The organism is Allopontixanthobacter confluentis, assembly GCF_009827615.1.
In the GTDB taxonomy this organism is placed as follows: domain Bacteria; phylum Pseudomonadota; class Alphaproteobacteria; order Sphingomonadales; family Sphingomonadaceae; genus Allopontixanthobacter; species Allopontixanthobacter confluentis.
Window position 1 is genome coordinate 414,022 of sequence record NZ_WTYU01000002.1, and the last position, 16,764, is coordinate 430,785.

General features: G+C 53.4%; 16 protein-coding genes. 2 read left to right on the plus strand and 14 right to left on the minus strand.

Annotation, left to right across the window (positions count from 1 at the left end; translation table 11 throughout):
- Positions 1 to 24: 24 nt before the first annotated feature.
- Positions 25 to 990 carry an MraY family glycosyltransferase gene (locus GRI44_RS10305; RefSeq protein WP_202386313.1) on the plus strand — a complete coding sequence of 322 codons (966 nt, stop codon included), beginning with the start codon at positions 25 to 27 and terminating at the stop codon, positions 988 to 990.
- Between the two features lie 62 nt (positions 991 to 1,052).
- On the plus strand, positions 1,053 to 2,471 hold the full coding sequence (locus tag GRI44_RS10310; protein ID WP_160601708.1) for a hypothetical protein: 1,419 nt from the start codon (positions 1,053 to 1,055) through the stop codon (positions 2,469 to 2,471).
- Between the two features lie 34 nt (positions 2,472 to 2,505).
- Here GRI44_RS10310 and GRI44_RS10315 read toward each other — a convergent pair whose 3' ends face one another.
- The 14 genes from GRI44_RS10315 to GRI44_RS13910 all read right to left on the minus strand — a co-directional run bounded on the left by GRI44_RS10315 (position 2,506) and on the right by GRI44_RS13910 (position 16,761).
- Positions 2,506 to 3,609 carry a glycosyltransferase family 4 protein gene (locus GRI44_RS10315; RefSeq protein ID WP_160601709.1) on the minus strand — a complete coding sequence of 368 codons (1,104 nt, stop codon included), beginning with the start codon at positions 3,607 to 3,609 and terminating at the stop codon, positions 2,506 to 2,508.
- Position 3,610: 1 nt separating this feature from the next.
- The gene (locus GRI44_RS10320) at positions 3,611 to 4,786 is read right to left on the minus strand and encodes a glycosyltransferase family 4 protein (RefSeq protein WP_202386314.1); all 1,176 of its coding nucleotides are present in this window, start codon (positions 4,784 to 4,786) and stop codon (positions 3,611 to 3,613) included.
- A 67-nt stretch (positions 4,787 to 4,853) separates the two neighbouring features.
- Positions 4,854 to 5,984 (minus strand): non-hydrolyzing UDP-N-acetylglucosamine 2-epimerase, encoded by a 1,131-nt coding sequence (gene wecB, locus GRI44_RS10325; protein WP_160601711.1) that lies wholly within the window; start codon positions 5,982 to 5,984, stop codon positions 4,854 to 4,856.
- Complete coding sequence (locus tag GRI44_RS10330) at positions 5,977 to 6,987, minus strand: polysaccharide biosynthesis protein (RefSeq protein ID WP_160601712.1); 1,011 nt, start codon at positions 6,985 to 6,987, stop codon at positions 5,977 to 5,979. The genes wecB and GRI44_RS10330 overlap by 8 nt, the downstream gene beginning before the upstream one ends.
- 9 nt (positions 6,988 to 6,996) lie before the next feature.
- Positions 6,997 to 7,851: a dTDP-4-dehydrorhamnose reductase family protein gene (locus GRI44_RS10335; RefSeq protein ID WP_160601713.1), complete on the minus strand. Its 855-nt coding sequence runs from the start codon at positions 7,849 to 7,851 to the stop codon at positions 6,997 to 6,999.
- Entirely contained in the window at positions 7,851 to 9,239 is a 1,389-nt protein-coding gene (locus GRI44_RS10340) for an oligosaccharide repeat unit polymerase (protein WP_160601714.1), read from the minus strand. Before GRI44_RS10340 ends, GRI44_RS10335 begins: the two co-directional genes overlap by 1 nt.
- Positions 9,240 to 9,318: 79 nt before the next feature.
- Positions 9,319 to 10,794: a lipopolysaccharide biosynthesis protein gene (locus GRI44_RS14140; protein ID WP_160601715.1), complete on the minus strand. Its 1,476-nt coding sequence runs from the start codon at positions 10,792 to 10,794 to the stop codon at positions 9,319 to 9,321.
- Between the two features lie 6 nt (positions 10,795 to 10,800).
- On the minus strand, positions 10,801 to 12,429 hold the full coding sequence (locus tag GRI44_RS10350; protein ID WP_160601716.1) for a hypothetical protein: 1,629 nt from the start codon (positions 12,427 to 12,429) through the stop codon (positions 10,801 to 10,803).
- Positions 12,426 to 13,190: an AglZ/HisF2 family acetamidino modification protein gene (locus tag GRI44_RS10355; protein WP_160601717.1), complete on the minus strand. Its 765-nt coding sequence runs from the start codon at positions 13,188 to 13,190 to the stop codon at positions 12,426 to 12,428. The genes GRI44_RS10350 and GRI44_RS10355 overlap by 4 nt, the downstream gene beginning before the upstream one ends.
- Positions 13,184 to 13,795, minus strand: coding sequence for an imidazole glycerol phosphate synthase subunit HisH (gene hisH / locus GRI44_RS10360; protein ID WP_160601718.1), 612 nt, complete (start codon positions 13,793 to 13,795; stop codon positions 13,184 to 13,186). The genes GRI44_RS10355 and hisH overlap by 7 nt, the downstream gene beginning before the upstream one ends.
- Positions 13,792 to 14,838: a methionyl-tRNA formyltransferase gene (locus GRI44_RS10365; RefSeq protein ID WP_160601719.1), complete on the minus strand. Its 1,047-nt coding sequence runs from the start codon at positions 14,836 to 14,838 to the stop codon at positions 13,792 to 13,794. The genes hisH and GRI44_RS10365 overlap by 4 nt, the downstream gene beginning before the upstream one ends.
- Positions 14,820 to 15,575 carry a polysaccharide deacetylase family protein gene (locus tag GRI44_RS10370; protein ID WP_160601720.1) on the minus strand — a complete coding sequence of 252 codons (756 nt, stop codon included), beginning with the start codon at positions 15,573 to 15,575 and terminating at the stop codon, positions 14,820 to 14,822. The genes GRI44_RS10365 and GRI44_RS10370 overlap by 19 nt, the downstream gene beginning before the upstream one ends.
- A complete protein-coding gene (locus GRI44_RS13905; RefSeq protein WP_202386316.1) occupies positions 15,572 to 16,300 on the minus strand; it encodes a hypothetical protein in 729 nt (242 codons plus the stop codon). The genes GRI44_RS10370 and GRI44_RS13905 overlap by 4 nt, the downstream gene beginning before the upstream one ends.
- A complete protein-coding gene (locus GRI44_RS13910) occupies positions 16,192 to 16,761 on the minus strand; it encodes an adenine nucleotide alpha hydrolase family protein (protein WP_202386317.1) in 570 nt (189 codons plus the stop codon). The genes GRI44_RS13905 and GRI44_RS13910 overlap by 109 nt, the downstream gene beginning before the upstream one ends.
- Positions 16,762 to 16,764 lie beyond the last annotated feature (3 nt).

Genomic DNA, 16,764 nt, shown 5'->3' on the forward strand with positions numbered 1-16,764 from the left:
ACCGGCAGAATGCGCCAGTACGCCATGTCGCGTCGGATGGTCGATCAGGTAAACGCCCGCAGTTCGCACACGGAACCAACCCCGCGCGGTGGCGGAATTTCCATTGTCGTCCTGTCGTTGCTGGCAATCCTTGTTTCCATGCTTTTCTTCAATTTCCCGCTTCACTGGGCTGTCGGGTTTGGCGGCGCTGGCATTCTTGTGGCGGCGGTCGGGTGGATCGACGACCATGGCCATGTTTCTGCCAGCATCCGGTTCTTGGCGCACATATCTTCTGCTGCATGGGTTCTGTTCTGGATTGGTCCGCCAGAGCTTACGTGGCTGGGAATTACTGGCGTATTGGCGCCAATCATTGGCTGGATCGGCGGGGTTCTGGCTATTGGCTGGCTCGTCAACCTGTTCAATTTCATGGACGGGATTGACGGCCTTGCGGCCTCTGAAACTATCAGTGTGACATTCGGCGGCGCGCTATTGCTGGCCGGTGCGACAGGCGGGATGACTATCGCCTTGCCTTTCATTCTCATGGCTGCCGCCACTGTCGGTTTCCTCCGCTGGAACTGGCCACCAGCGCGCATTTTCATGGGAGATGCCGCCAGTGGGTTTCTTGGCCTGATGGTGGGCGGCCTTATACTGGCCGCCTGGCAGTATGGGCCGTCGCTGGGTAGCGCCGTGGCTATCTTACCCGGTGTTTTCGTAGCGGATGCCACGGCTACCTTGATTGTGCGGATAGTGCAGCGCCAGAGGCTGCACGAAGCCCATCGAACCCATGCCTATCAGCACCTTGCTATAAGGCTTGGTCGGCATCGTCCGGTCACAATTGGTGTTATCGCGGTCAATTGGCTGTTCCTGTTTCCCCTCGCCTGCATTGCTGCTGCGGGACTTTTACAACCCTTGCTGGCATTGGCGGCCGCCTACGTGCCACTATTTGCTTCTGCATTTGCACTAAGGGCCGGAAGGGCCGAAAAGAGCTCTTCTTCGCCGCGCCCAGATTGAACATAAGGTACCGTTGAATGGATTTGACCAGACGCAATTTGCTTTCCCAGAGTGCGCCTGCGTTGATTGCTGCAACGCAAATAAGTACGACCAGTCCCGCTGATGCCGCGAAGGCTGCCGGCGTTAGCGATTTCAAATTTCTCGAAGAATTTGGCGCAATCGCCGATTTTGATCCGCAAAAGAGTGCAGGAACAGACAACACCGTTGCAATTCAGGCGGCTATCGACTGGGCCTATTCTGAAGGCCGCGGTCCGCCCCGTGCGCTGATGGTCTCAGCCGGGAATTACCTTTGCGGCAATGTTACCGTTTATCCTTACACGACCATTATCGGCACAGGCCGCCAAAGTTCCAATTTCTGGTGCGCTGACGGGACATCAGGAAAATGGTGGAGTGACCGGGGCAATGGCGCACAAAAACTTATGTTATCCGGCCTCGCCTTTTACGGCCGTAACCAACCGCGCCTCACACACATTTGTGAATTCGGTTCAGAAGGCATCCAGTTTGGGACGGAAGGTGTCCTGACAGGATTATGGATGCGAGAAGCGCCCAATGGGGTGGGCTTGAAAGTGGATGGCAATGTCGGGATAATCAGGGACATCACTCTGCTCAGATGTGCTACTGGCATCAAAATCAACGGCAATGGCAATCAGGTTGAAAATATAATTTGTATGGAATCGCGCGATACTGGCGCGGATCTGGCCGGGACATTTATACGCGGACTCCATCTGGAAGCGACTAGCAGTAATGGCGTTCCCCTCCGCATAACGGGAGATTGCCATGTGCATGACGTATTCGTATCGACAGCCAAGGCGACCAGTTTCAGTCATTTTTTCGAAGTAGATAATCTTAATTACGATGAATGGGCTCTCACCGGCGTTCATTTGCTTGGCCAGGATTACGTAATTTCAAATGGCATGATGAAAATCGGTGGCGAGTTCAGGGGCGGGACCGATCCGCGGCGATTTACCGGAGCCAATGTTTTTGCCCGTATTGACGTTCATTCCGGTGCATTTTCTTTGGGCAACCAGGCATGGCACGCGTTTTCAATTGAACTGACGCGCCTGCAGGGCGTCCTGCAACATCGCATAGGATCGATTGGCAACCCAGAATTACCGTCGCATCATGTGTCGGGAATTGGCGCCGCGCGCCATTGGTTCGGCAAAACCCCCATGGCACTGGAACTTGGCGATGTTTTTGCCACCGGCGCGCGCATTGCTGCCGATTCACCGAGTAAAATAATGCTGGATACCAAGGGTAAGACGGCTCCGGAAGATCAGGCAATTCAATGCGCCGTTCACCGCAGCTCTACCGGAACGGTACTGACTGCGCGGGCAGGTTTTACATCGAGAGGCGAGAAAAACAGTCGATCCCAGACCCTGACTATCCAGTTTTTCGACGCCGCAAGTGGATCGGAATATGATCTGAACCGGCTTTCAGAAGGCCAGGCAATTACTGTTGGCCTGAGCGGATTTCTGGCCTGATCAAAGACGCGCTAACGGGCATCGCCCGCGATCTTCAAGCTAGAGAGTGCTCCAGTTCCTCTGCGGTACGCTTGGCACAGGTTTCCCATGTAAAATCCAGTGAACGCAGGGCGGCGGCGGCCCGCATTTCCTCGCGCTGGCTGGCTGATGCGTTCAGTGCTTCAACCATCTTTACCGCCAGCGAAGCAGGATCCCCGCTATCATAATAGACCGCAGTATCTTCGAAAAATTCCGGCATAGGCTGATTTGCGCCACTCACTGAAAGGCAGCCATGGCTAAGTGCTTCCAGAACGGTATTGGGGCAGGCTTCCGCGCGTGAGGTCATTACGAACAGATCTGAATTCTTGAAGCACCAGGACATTTCTGCATGGCCGAGCCTGCCTGCCCAATGAATACGATCCGAGATACCATGGCGTTCTGCGATGTCATGCAGCGAAGTTTCATAAGCCTCCGCACCAGCGTCAACTTGGCCTGCAAAAACCAGTTGCAGGTCAGATGGCACCGAGGGCTGCGCCATCGCCTCGACAAGATCGTGCAGGCCGCGCGCCGGGCGAATGGAACCTGCAGAAAAAACAAAAGGCCGGTTGCCCAGTGACTGTAACGTCTCCGGCCGAACTGGTTCTGGTGGAGTTTCAACCCCATGGTAGACGGTTGCGACCTTGGCTGGCGGCACAGACCAGCGGCCGATCAGATAATTTGCGACATGGTCGGACACCGCAATGATGCGATCGGCTTTCCTGCAGGAACTCCAGGCGGCATAACGCCGGCCGAGGTTTTTCATCCTGTCGATCATCGTGTTGCCGCCAAACGGTGTTTCCAGCGGTTCCATGTTTCGAACCATCGTCACGGTTCTGGCACCGGGAGTAGCGAGATAGCGAGCGGACGGAATGAACAGTACCTGCGGTCCGTATTGGGCTAGTGCCGTTTTCAATTTTCTGAAACCCGAGCCTGGGCCGCTAACGGGAAATTCGTACACATCGATGTTATGGGGCAGGATGTGCGCTGATCCTTCGGGCACGAACACTCGTATGCGTTCGATACGCGGGTCTAGTGCCAGCATTGGCATCACAATACGCAGATGCTTCGCGGCACCTCCGCTAAGCGATCCATTCGTCAGCATTACGACGGCCAGTCTCATTTCAGTCGGAGCCTTTTTCAATGTTTCGGGGCCCGTCAGAGTTATTCGACATACCAAGCGCGGATGCTATCTGCCGGGCTGCCTGGGATGCTGAAAAGCGGGCGTTGGCCAATCTTGCCGCATTGTCCCGCATGGCCTGCAATTCGGCGCCCAGATCGAGCATGCGTTGGGCCATCTGCTGAAGATCCGCGCCGTCACCGTTGATGGAAGCGAAGCCAACGCCCTCGTCATTAATGATGTCGACCAGATCATTATTCGGATTTACGATGGCCAGCACCGGCAAGCTGGCGTGCATGTACGAGATGAACTTGCCTGGAATATTGTGCGATGTGTGGCGCGGATCTAACGCGACCATCCCCACATGGCACTGCGCATACAGGCCCGGGATTTCGTCAGGATGGATCTCGTCAAAAAACAAGATGTTCGTTAGTTGACGTTCGTCTGCTTTCGCTTTCAATTTATCCACCGCATCACCGCGCCCTACAAATACAAAGCCCGCTCTGGGATCGCTCTGCATTCGGGTTGCGAGGTCGAGCAGTCTGTCCATTCCCTGCGCCACCCCCATGTTGCCTGCATAGACAAACACCTGCCTGCCTGCGATGCGGGTCTGAGAGATATTTATGGAGCAATGTGCATGTTGCGGCACCTGCATCCAGTTTTGCAGAACTTCTACTGACTTGCTGCCATATTCGTTTTCATCAGCAAAGAATGTCAGGTTCCCCTTTGCCTGCACGCCGATAGTATCAGCAACGCGGTATTGGAACTTTGCAACCTGGTTCAGGAGGTGGAACGCAGGACCGCGTTTCATAATGCCCAGATCGGCCGCCCATTGCGGGAAAATATCGCGCAAGATGAGATAAGCAGAACAATCACTCTGCCGCTTCAGCGCGAGCACCAGTGGACCTAGAAAGATGGTAGGTGAATACCATGCTACGCCGTCGTAGCGCCGCACATTTGCCGGTGAGGCACGCAGACTCCTAAGCATCGCAAAGGGCATCGCGAATTCGCCGAGAGCCCGAACCAGATTGCCCCTATCTCTGGTGTAAGGGGCTTTGAGACGGATGACTTCGATGCCCTCGAAATCATCGATCACCCAGGCTTCTTCCTGACCGGAAGAGGGAACCAGAACTGTAACATCGACCCCTCGTGAGTAAAATTCGCGAGCAAGGTCGCGCATTTGCACAGCGCAAGACGTCCGCATCGGAGGAAAATGTTCGACAATAAGCGCAATTCTCATAACGAACTCAGTATCGCTTCCAGACGGTCCTGTTCACGTAATCTGTGTAGCTATGGATGATGCGCAAGACCTTTTCCGAGACATTAGGCATGCTGTAATCTGCAGGCAGGCGAAGCAGCCTTTCGTCCCCGCGCGGCTGGTTTTCCAGAATGGCCAGACCTTGCATAATGCGATCTGCATCCAGACCGACCATCATTGCCGAAGTCTCTTCCATGCCTTCAGGTCGCTCGTGCGTTTCCCGCAGGTTCAACGCGGGGAAATTCAGGATTGCGGCCTCTTCACTGATAGTGCCGCTATCGGACAGCACAGCCTTAGCGCTGATCTGCAATTTGTTGTAATCAATGAAGCCAAGAGGCTTCAACAGACGCACTTGCGGGCAAAACTCCAACCCCAGCGCATCGATGCGCTTCTTCGTCCGCGGATGGGTAGAAACGATGATCGGCAATTCGAATTTAGCGCCGATTTCATTAAGGGTCGCAGCCAGCCGGCGAAGGCTTGGTTCCGGATCGACATTCTCTTCGCGATGGGCGCTGACAACGAAATATTTCCCGTGCGTCAATTCCAACCGGTCCAGCACATCTGAAGATTCTATTTCCGGAAGATAATGATGCAGCACTTCGTACATCGGGCTGCCCGTCTTTATGACCAGATCGGGCGGCAGGCCTTCGCGGAGCAAATACTCGCGCGCAATGTCACTGTATGTCAGATTGATATCGGCAGTGTGATCAATGATCCGCCGATTGATTTCCTCTGGCACACGCTGATCGAAGCAACGGTTGCCCGCTTCCATGTGGAAAGTTGGTATTTTGCGGCGTTTGGCGGGTATCACTCCAAGACAGCTGTTGGTGTCGCCAAGTATCAGTAATGCTTCGGGCAATTGCTCTGCCAAAACCTTGTCGAGAGCAATTATGACATTACCGATGGTTTCAGCACCTGACTGACCAGCGGCGTCAAGAAAATGATCAGGTTTGCGAACTCCGAGATCGTCGAAGAAAATCTGGTTGAGTTCGTAATCGTAATTCTGACCAGTATGCACCAGAATATGGTCGCAATAGCGATCAAGACATTCGATTGTTCGCGACAATCTGATAATTTCCGGCCGCGTCCCTACGACCGTCATGACTTTCAGTTTACGCACCAACCAGACCCCTTATCTCGGGCAATTTCATCAGGACCTGTTTGACACCTTCGACATCGAGACGGTCGGTATTATGCGATGTATAGTCTTCGATCTCAGAAATTTCGATCTCACCTTCGACAAAGTAGCGCGAATAATTCAGGTCGCGGCTGTCGGCCGGGATACGATAATATTCACCGCAATCTTCCGCCCTGGCCATTTCTTCGCGGGAGACAAGCGATTCATATAGTTTTTCACCATGGCGGGTGCCAATGACACGGATCGGGTTATCGCGGTTTAAAAGCTCTTTGAGAGCTTGCGCGAGGTCTGCAACAGTAGACGCCGGAGCCTTCTGCACGAAGATATCGCCAGGGCGGGCATTTTCAAAAGCGTAAAGCACCAAATCAACCGAATCTTCCAGCGACATCAGGAACCGCGTCATGTTGGGGTCGGTTATGGTCAGTTCCTTGCCCGCCAGAAGTTGCGAGATAAACAGGGGAATTACCGACCCCCGTGAAGCCATGACATTGCCATAACGGGTGGCGCATAAAACCGAGTCCTTGATCCCGCATATCCGGGAGCTGGAAACCATCACCTTTTCCATCATGGCCTTGGACATGCCCATCGCATTGATGGGATAAACAGCCTTGTCAGTGCTCAACACCACGCATCGGTCCACCCCTGCAGCAATGGCCGCCCGCATGACATTTTCCGCGCCGAGAATGTTGGTGCGCACTGCTTCCATCGGATAAAATTCACAGGACGGAACCTGCTTCAGCGCAGCGGCATGGAATACGTAGTCCACACCGTGCATCGCATCTGTCACGCTGTCCGCATTCCGCACATCGCCGATATAGAATTTCACCTTTTCGTTCTGCAGGCCGATCCGCATGTCCTCCTGCTTCTTTTCGTCCCTGCTGAAGACGCGGATTTCCCCGAAATTCGCATCGACCAATCGGTTGAGGACGGCGTTACCAAACGACCCGGTGCCGCCAGTGATGAGCAATGTCTTGTTTTCAAACATATGTTTTCTTTAACGAAATGATTCCATCTCCGCGACAAGCGCAGGCCATGGAAGGGGAGAGTATCCGGTTGCTGCATGAAACCGGGACGAATCCAGCGAACGATCGATGACCAGATCATCACTCGGGATGATTGTGATCGTCTTGTTGTAAGTCTGGGCGATGAGTTGAAGCAGGGCGAGTTTGTCGATGGGTGCCGCTGAGACATGATACACACCAGACAAGCCTGCATTTGGAATGACGTAATCGCGAATTATACGCGCCATTTCCACCGTAGGCAGACCAGAGAAAATTGCTTTGCCAAAGCCTTTTACTTCACCTTCCTGCGCCAGAAACCAGTTCAGCAAGCTGCGCGAACCAGCCAGCTCATGCCCGATAATCGAAGTGCGCAGCGTAATCGCGTTTGGATAATCAACTTCACCGAGCAATTTGCTGCGGCCATATAAATCATACGCATCCGGAGCATCGTCTTCGGTATAAAGCCCCTTGTTACCAGAAAACACGCAGTCTGTGCTCATATGGATCAAGCGCGCACCGCCCACAGCGGCCAGCCGAGCCAGACGGTGGGGCAAAAGAGAATTTATCGGCAATGCCACCAACGGATCATTGGCGTCAGACAATTGCTTGACCACTCCGATGCAGTTGATGATCACATCCGGGCGCGCAATATTCATCGCCGCGATCAGATCCTCAAACCTCTCCACGTCAATGTGAGGTATGAACTGCGGAGCAAGATCAGCATCAAAAAACTTTGCTGACGATGCGCTCCGCACTGTGCCAAAAACACAGGTGCCGGGGTCTTGCACAAATATGCGCATAACCGCATTGCCCAACATTCCCGACGCACCCAGAACAAGTATTCTCATCACTTCACATCCGCTGTTCGAGGATCAGCCATGAAGCGCTGCGGCTCGGCCAACCGCCCTCGTGGCGCCGTGCCGTGCTGACCCGAACGTGCCCGCTTGCCGCCCACGCGAGCAGCAACATTCTTACGATAGGAGAAATATGCTCGCATTGCGAAAAGGGGAAATAGCTGGTTCAGCAACAGGCCCAAAATGGTTGCTGTAATTTCGCCAATCATCAAGCCGATCGCAGACCAGAGGACAGTTACATAAATCGCAACATCGATGGCAAAAACCGCATCGCGCTGCCGACCGCGTGTTCGAAGCAAGGTGCGATATGCGCCCAGGATGGCGAGAAAGATCGCAAAATAGCTGATCAGATAACCAATGATGCCGGGCGCCCAGCCAAAGTTGATGATCCATTCACCCTGAAATGTGGGCGTCAAATTCGAAAAACCTTCCCACGCATCACCTGCGTAACTCTTGGTAAAGAAAACGCCGCCGGTATCGGGCTTTTCTGGATAGATGGAGCGGGGGATCGCATTGGTGAACAATGACAGAAAAGTCGAGCCATGCGCGAGCGGCATAGGCTGCGTGGCGACAATCAGATTAAGCGGATCTACGCCGTAAAAAAACGAATTGAAGCTGAAATTGTTGCCTGCTGTGGAAAGGCCAGTGGTCAATTCTCCGTTCGAAAAGGTCAGACCATTTCGCGCAATTCCAAGCAGGGATGCACCACCAATCATGGCCGTAACCATCAAAGACGCGAAACCAGCCCCAATCGGTTTGCGCAAATAATGGAATATGACCAAGAGTAACGCGAAGATGTTGAGCAAGCCACTGCGCGAGCCCGAAAGTGAGCCGAAAAATAGTACAAAGGCGAAATGGCCAGCAAACAGCGCCCAGAAGATTAGCGGCCGCTTTGCAATGAGCCCGACAGCAAAAAACGCCACATTGATGACGACCATCATGGAGATGAGCGTGCGCGCCCAGCCAAATCCGCTCCAGTCGACAACACGTGTATTGAGCGACGCGATGTATCCGGAAAACCCACCAAACTCATAGATCATGTAAAATTGTGCAAAAACGGCGGGGAGGGAAATGATGCAAAAAAACAGCGCCGCCCCGATGCTCGCCACACGATCGACCGCACCTGTTGGTGGCGCGATCAGTTTGGCCGCCGGCAAATCGTATTGAACCTTCACTGCTTCGACGATAGCAATCAGCAAACCGATCGCCAAAGTCACGAAAATCAAACCGTAAACCAGATTTTCTGGCGGCTGGACGATGATTCCGACATGGAAAAGGATGAAGAAGGCAAAATAGAATTTGGCTGGGGAGAAGATATCCGGGTTTGATGTAACCGCGATGATGCCGCCAATAATCAGGAATAGAGCAACGATCAGCAACAATGTCTTTTCCCTCGGAGTGATCACACTTTCGTGCATGCCGCGGCGCGGCGGGCGATGCATCCCGCTGCTAGCTTATCAATCACTTGAGCAAAACCCTGAATCTTGAACGTAGGGATCGCACTTCGGAATTGGCCGCTGCCAGAACCTCGCGCTCGATCCCCCATGCGGAAATTATCGCAGCCAAGGCTGCAACCAGACATGCCATCTCTAAATAGGGCAAATACGTCGTCCATCGGCTGACCTCTGGATCGGCAAAGGGTCTGTATATTTCGAAGGATCCTACTGCCAGAATTGCGCTCGCAATGGCCGCGCAGACCAGCGAACGTCCATGAAAATTGGTCGAAAAATGGCGCTCGCTATACCATGCAGCAAGGATGGTTCCGACGATCTGGCTTGCCAGAAAGCCGATAGCGGCAGCTAGCATTCCCATTGACTGGCTCAACAGGGCCAGGGTCAGGAAGTTTATGGCTGCACCGGCGCCAAATACATAAGTGAGCCGCGAAGTGACCCGCGCACCATGAATGCCAATTGACGTAATGCTGGTGGCGCCAAGCCAGAACTGGCCTATGACAAAAAATCCGGTAATGGCGACCGCTGCCCCGTATTCCGCTGGCGCAAAAATGCTGACCAGCACGGGCGCTGCAAGAATGGCAACTCCTGCCATCGGGAACATTGCAAGAATGTAGATTTGCAGTGCCCGCGCATATAGTTTCGGGTCACCATCCGCCTCGTCGATGTTCTTGAAGGCGATGGGTTCCCAAGCCATTCTGAACGCGTAAACAACAAAACCATACAGGGCGGCTACCCGGATCGATACGCCCACTATCGCGACATCCGATAATGTAAGAAAGATTGCCAGCAGCACTCTAGTGCCATTTGTCTGCAACCAGCCAAGCATGACAGACGGCATTGTGGGGAGAGAATAGGCGAGCATCTGACGCACTATTGCGTTGCTGGTCCAAGGCCAGCCGGGGCGGCCGAATGTGCGCAGCCAGGCAACCAGCACGCAGATCGATTTGCCGCACACCATGCCGAGGATCGCGCCAGGCACCCCCAGGTCCAGCCCGACTATGAATATGACACTCAGGACGGCCGAAAGGCCCAGATCGAGGAAAGAAACGACTGAAAATGCGATCGGCGTGCCGGCAAATCGCAGAATGATAAGTTGCAGCCCAAGCAGTTGGGCCAGAAAAGTCAGCACCAGAAGCAAACCTATATTCTGTGCGATATAGAGTGGCAGCATCCCCATGAGCCAGACTGCCGCAATACCTAGCGCCAGCGCGATGAGCCCGCCAAGGCTGATCGAAAACGCGCCCCACACCAGACCTGCAAGCTCTCCTCGCTCCTTTGCTGCATAGTAGTCGCGAAGCAGCGCAGATTCGCTTTGCAGGCCCGAAAGCAGCACCCCTGCCAAGTGCAGCGCCAGCAGAACTTCGAGCTCGCCGTATGATTCAATCGACAACGTTCGGGTATATAGCGGCACCAGAAAAACTGCGGCCAATCGGCTGGCTGCGGCACCAAGTCCGTAAATCAGGAAGTTACGAAAGAAATTCACGCCCCATCAGCCACCGACAGCCGAGGTGGCCGGAGCAGTCATGGGGCTTGCCCATTCCAGCCTGAGGACTCGCAAGCCTTCAGATAGAAACTGTGTTTCGATCTTGAGAAGATCGGCAGGCGGATTTTCAAAAATGTCCTCGAACAATGCCCGGTCAAGCGCGCAAGCATTGATCTTGTAGGTTGCGACGATTTTTTCCAGCGCTTCGCGGTGCAAGAACGGAAATTGGGAAAATGCCTCACCTATGGCCATGCCGCAATATCCGTGACCGACAGCAATGCAGTATGAAAACTGCCAGTCATTGGGCAACATCAATTTGGTATACTGCTCGTTATTGCTGCAAAACCGCACCGCTTCGCCATCCACACTGCCGGCAGATATTGCCTTCATCGCATCTTCGATCTGATGCGGTTTGCTGTTCAGGTAATTGGATAGAATCTTCGAACCTGCCACCTGAATGGCCACAACAGCCAGAAATACCAGGCCCAAACCAAAGCCGGCCGTATCAGCAGCCTCGACCGAATATCTTTCGGAAAGAAAACCAAGCAATACAGCAGCGCCGCCGATAACGGCCCAGGGGGTGGTGGCTTCGACATACCGTTCCGGTTCGCCCAGAAACCTGGTTCGCCTTAGCGATGTCACCAGCATGGCAGCCCACCCGGCCAAAGCGAAATCACAGGCATAGGCCACTAGCGGTTCGTCCTGCCCAAGAACTGTGATCTTACCCAGAATGGCCACGATAAACAGCGGATTTAACAATGCGGAAACGATCAGAGAATTTTCGTACGCATATCGCAATCCGTCCTTGGGATTCTTCGCAATCCTGATCCAGATATCGCGAATGATGTCGCGCCATATACTATAACGGCGCGACAAAACGTACACGGGCGCAAGTTCGACGCTGTATGCTCGAATGAAACGGTAGGTGTGGTATAGATATCCAAGAGAATATCGCGGGTGGAGGCAGACAAATACAATCAGCCCGGCCACTGCTCCAGCGATTGTATGAAAATGCCCCGTGAGAAGTGCGGCCAGAACACTAATCAGGATCAGCGCCTGCGCCCCGAAAGTGCTGAATGCCCAGATCAGATAACACGATATGATTAGCAGGCCCCATCCTTTGATCGACGTCGGATCAGCTTCCACCAGATACCCGCCCGCAATCGCAGCGGTGAGGAAAAACAAGCCGAGGCTGCGCGCGCTTAGCCCGAAATTGCGCGCGCTCAATGCATGATAAAACTGAGGCGTGAGGGCAAAAAGAAGCGCGCAAATCGCCGCAAAATACACATTCATTCCGGCTGCCCAGCCAGCGACCATCGCCACCAGCAACACTTGACAAGCGTTCATGAAAGGGTTGATCAACCGCTCGGCCCTACGCATGATGCCGGGCGAGAAGTGCGCAAAAATCCAGTGTAGGTATAACGGCAAAGCACCGATATATGCCTTGTTTATCAGATTGGGAATACGAACGAATAGTCGGTAATTATTTTGCCGGATGCAGCGAATAAGAAAGCTGTGAACGGCGTGATCAGTACCGTGTTTGGCATTGATATGGGATTGCACGGCTGAAATCACAAAGGTCATCACACCTGCGGCAGCAATTATGAGCGCAGGTACGCTTGCAACCATTGTCATGCCAAAAACGCTTCTTCCAGCGCCGATCGTTCAGGAAAATTCACCAAGACACCGAAATCCTTCTTCTGGTAAACTACCATTGATCCGACCGCGACTGACGATGCCCCGCCTTGCTTCACGGTCTCAACCATATCACCGATACTACGCGTTCCGCCTTGGGCGATGACTGGAATGTTGACGGCTTCGGAAACCTCCTTGACCAAAGCGATATCCTGACCACTCCAGGTTCCCTCGCGCTCAATCGACGTCAACAAGATTTCACCTGCGCCGCGCCGCTGCATTTCTACAGCCCAACTCACCGGATCGGGACGTTGGCGTTTGCGCCCACCATGGGTCATTAAGGTGGGCCGCCCAAAGAGCGATTTACCCACATCGATTGAAGCCACCACTGCCTGTGAGCCGTAAACTTCAGCAATTTCGGAGATTATCTCGGGCCGTTCGTGTGGGTAGCTGTTAAGAATAACCTTCTCGAAGCCAGTGCCATAGATACGTGCAGCTTGGTCCAGGCTGGTTATTCCGCCACCATAGGCAAGCGGCATGAAACATTCTGTTGCGATATCTTTCAGAAGGGCAAAATTCGGCTCGCGGCCCTGACGGGTCGCCGTAATATCCAGAAAGGCGATCTCATCGACTTCAAGTTCATTGAATATCCGAAGTGTATTGCAGGGGTCGCCGACATATCCTGGTTTTCGAAACTGCCTGGTTTTTACAAGGCTTTCATTATCCAGCAGTAGGGCGGGAATGATACGGGTTCTCAACATGGGATGTCTGCAAATGCCTTGAGGAATGCCATACCGAAACGATGGCTTTTTTCCGGATGAAACTGCGCACCGTAAATGTTGCCGCGGTTTATGGCCGCATCAAATTCAATCCCGTAAGTGCATTTCAGCAGCGAGGATGCGGGGTCTGCCACATGAACCGCATAGCTATGGACGAAGTAGAACCGCGCTTCTTCGCCGAGATTGTCCACAAGCGGCGACGGGCGCACGGGCCTTACGACATTCCAGCCCATGTGTGGAACCTTCAACTCTTCTGTGTGCGTTAACCTGGTGGCTTTTGCATCAATCCAGCCAAGGCCCTTCAAGGTGCCTTCTTCACTACCATTGCACAGCAATTGCATGCCAAGACAAATTCCAAGCACCGGCACTTTTTCCGTGAGCGCCTTTTCATCCAATGCATCGCGTAGGCCCGACTGCTCCAACCGCCGCATGGCTGCATCAAACGCACCAACACCTGGCAAGATAATACGCGTTGCTTGCTTGATGCCCTCCGCACTCGAAGTGACAACACTGTCAACACCGGCGCGCAGCAGCATATTGCGTACGGACCCCATGTTGCCCATGCCGTAATCGACAATTGTTATCATGGCCGCTTGGTACCTAGTTTGATGATGTCTGCACTCAGAGGTTGATCCGGGAAATTCGCCACGTGGCGATTTATGATAGCGTCAATCGTCTCAGAAAACGGCCGTGAGCTGAAAATGTGGCCGACCTGCAAGCCGCGCGCTGCACTGTCAAAATCATTCTTTTCCAACATGGCATAGCCGTCACCTGTCGCGACAACCAAATCCCCCTGCCTGGAAACGCTGATGATTTCACCGGGCACGCCCGGCGGTTCGAGCGGCAGATCCCCAATAGGCCTCACGCGCCAGATTTTCATTTCCTGCCCGTCGATGACTGTGCTGGCGCCAGGATAGGGCTTTGTCAGTGCAGCAACATGACGGCAAATTACCGTGGCAGGGAGCGTCCAGTCGATTGCTCCGTCTTCTGCAATGCGCTGCGGCAAATATGCAACTTCGCCAGAAGTCTGGGGCACTGCATTCCTGACACTGTGGTCCCAATCCTTGAGTGCGCGCGCAATCATTTGCGCGCCCAGCAGCATGGATTTCTGATAACTGGAAGCGATGTCGTCATGCACTGTATATCCAAACCGTGCGGATGCGAGAACCGGGCCGGAATCCACACCGGAATCGATAAGAAAAGCCGCGATCTCAAAACCGTCGGAACCACTTATCAAGGCCCAATTCTGCGGTGAACGTCCACGGCCTGCGCTAATTCCGTTGGCACTCCCGTGAAGGCCGATTACCCCCAGATTGCAATGATCGATCAGCCAGCCCGGCACAAGCCTCTGCCACCCTGCCACGATCAATACATCAATATCAATGCCAGTCAGCAATTGCTTGGCAGCATCTGATGCAAGAGGATAGCTATCGACTTCGAACACTGGCATGTCTGCTGGCAGGCGAGCGCTCGATGCCAACTGGAATCCGGACACAGCGGATCGGTCCCGGGCATCAGACAGACTGATTACGCCTGCCAGTTCCACACCTCTTGCCATGAGCGCGTGAACCAGGTCAAAGCCGGCGCCAACCGCACTGAGCGCGTATATATTCACGAGCTTTTTTTCCATGCCGCCGCATCCTGGCGCAGCATGTCGTACCACTGATCGCCCACCCGTTCATGATATGTCGAATTCGGGCTGAAAATAGCATCAAGTTCGCCAGCCATCCGGCGCAGATAATCAAGTTGCGCTCTTGGATATAGCGGCGGTTCGTCAGAGTAATGCATCGGATGCAACAGCAACTGGTGGGTGCGGTCCCCAGCTTCATCGAAAAAGTCCATCGGGTCGGACCTGAAATTCATCCGAGAATCCGACAGGTATATTTCGGGCGTGAATATCTGATCGTCATACGCGTTAAGCCATCCGGGCAGCATTGGATAATTATTTGCCACACTGGGATTATGCAGACTGACAGAACCAATCCGCATTCCGCAGATGTCTTCAAGCAACGCAGCTTCCAATCGCGCCAAATTACCCAAGGTCGCTGGATCGACCTCATTATAGATCGACGGGTCAAAATGCAGCGCAATCTCGTGCCCGGCATTTGCCATTTCCCGGATCAGCCTGCGGTTTGCAGACGAACCACAATTATAGGTCTGGGCAGTGGTCATGAAAAAGAACGTACCGCGCACGCCAATGTCGCTTTCCGCCATGGAAAGGCGATGGGCCGGCTGTACGTCGAGGTCAATATCATGCCTCAGGATAATACCTGGCTGACCACGCCAATCGGCCAAAGGAAATAAGCCAAATCGGGTATTGAGTGACGAAAGCATCTGCTGAGCCGCAGCGTAAGTGAAATAGCTCACTTGGCAGGCCCCGCTTCGTTATATTTGATAGGAAAGCAGTATTTCATGTAAAAACTGCGTTGAACCAGTTCTCGGTCGGCAAGGATCTCGAATATCGGGCGGAATCTTTCGAAACGCTTTTTATATGAAGGAAACATCGTCCAATTCTTGGGATTTTCAGCCATTATCCTGTCATATGTTGTATCACTGAGTTCCAGTCTTTTTTTGAAATATGAAACCAGCCCTTCCTCGACATGGCGCGGAGCATTGTATTCTGCCCATGCTTCCTCGCGAGACATCTTGCCTTGCCGCGCCAGTGCCGACAGCGTGTTGTTCCGCATATCAGCGTTGAATTTTTCGGGCAGATAGACCGAATGAAAATAAGCGGTCATCCGATTTTCGAGGTGGTGCCCGCCATAATAGCTCCACCCGAATTCACTTTCGAGGAAATCGCGCGCCTTTTCCTTGGAATAATCGGCATACCAAAACGGCCTCAGCTTGCGGATCCGGGCAACTGCTGACCAATACATCATCCTGTTGAAAGTCATCAGTGGATACGTCTTCATCGGCATACTGCCGTATTGATCATGAATAGCCTTGATGTATTTCCCGTCGAAATAATTCTTGCCTAGCGGTGTTATGCCTTCATTGACGAAGGTGTGGCCCTCCAAAATCGTGCCGACGTTATATTTATTGGCTGCATACTGAAGTACTTCTGCATAGGCGAGATCTGTCGAAGCTTCCAATTCCGGCACACCAGCCAGAAAGAACGCCCTAAAATATCATCTGCTTCCTTGTTATTGACCACCCAGGTGAACAAGTCGACATTCAGCGGGCGCAGAACTTTTTCAATATTTTGCGTCGCAATCGCCGAATTCCAGGTGTTGTCGTAATGGACTGCAAGTGGCCGCAGCCCCCATTCCTTCGCCAGATGGACCATGTAGGAACTGTCAGTTCCGCCGCTGACACCAATGACGCAGTCATATTTCTTACCATGGCCCTCGCGCTTGATGGTCTCGACCGTTTGAGCGAGCCGTGCTTCACCCTTGGGAAGGCCGGTGCCGTATTCGTCGATCAAGTCGTCAATCTGATGGCAATAGTTGCAAACGCCGCTTTCATCGAAACTGATGCTGGCAACGCGCTCGTCGTAAATGCAGCGGTTACAGACCTTGTGATTGGTCAGGGAAAGATTGGAATGGTCGTGCATTAT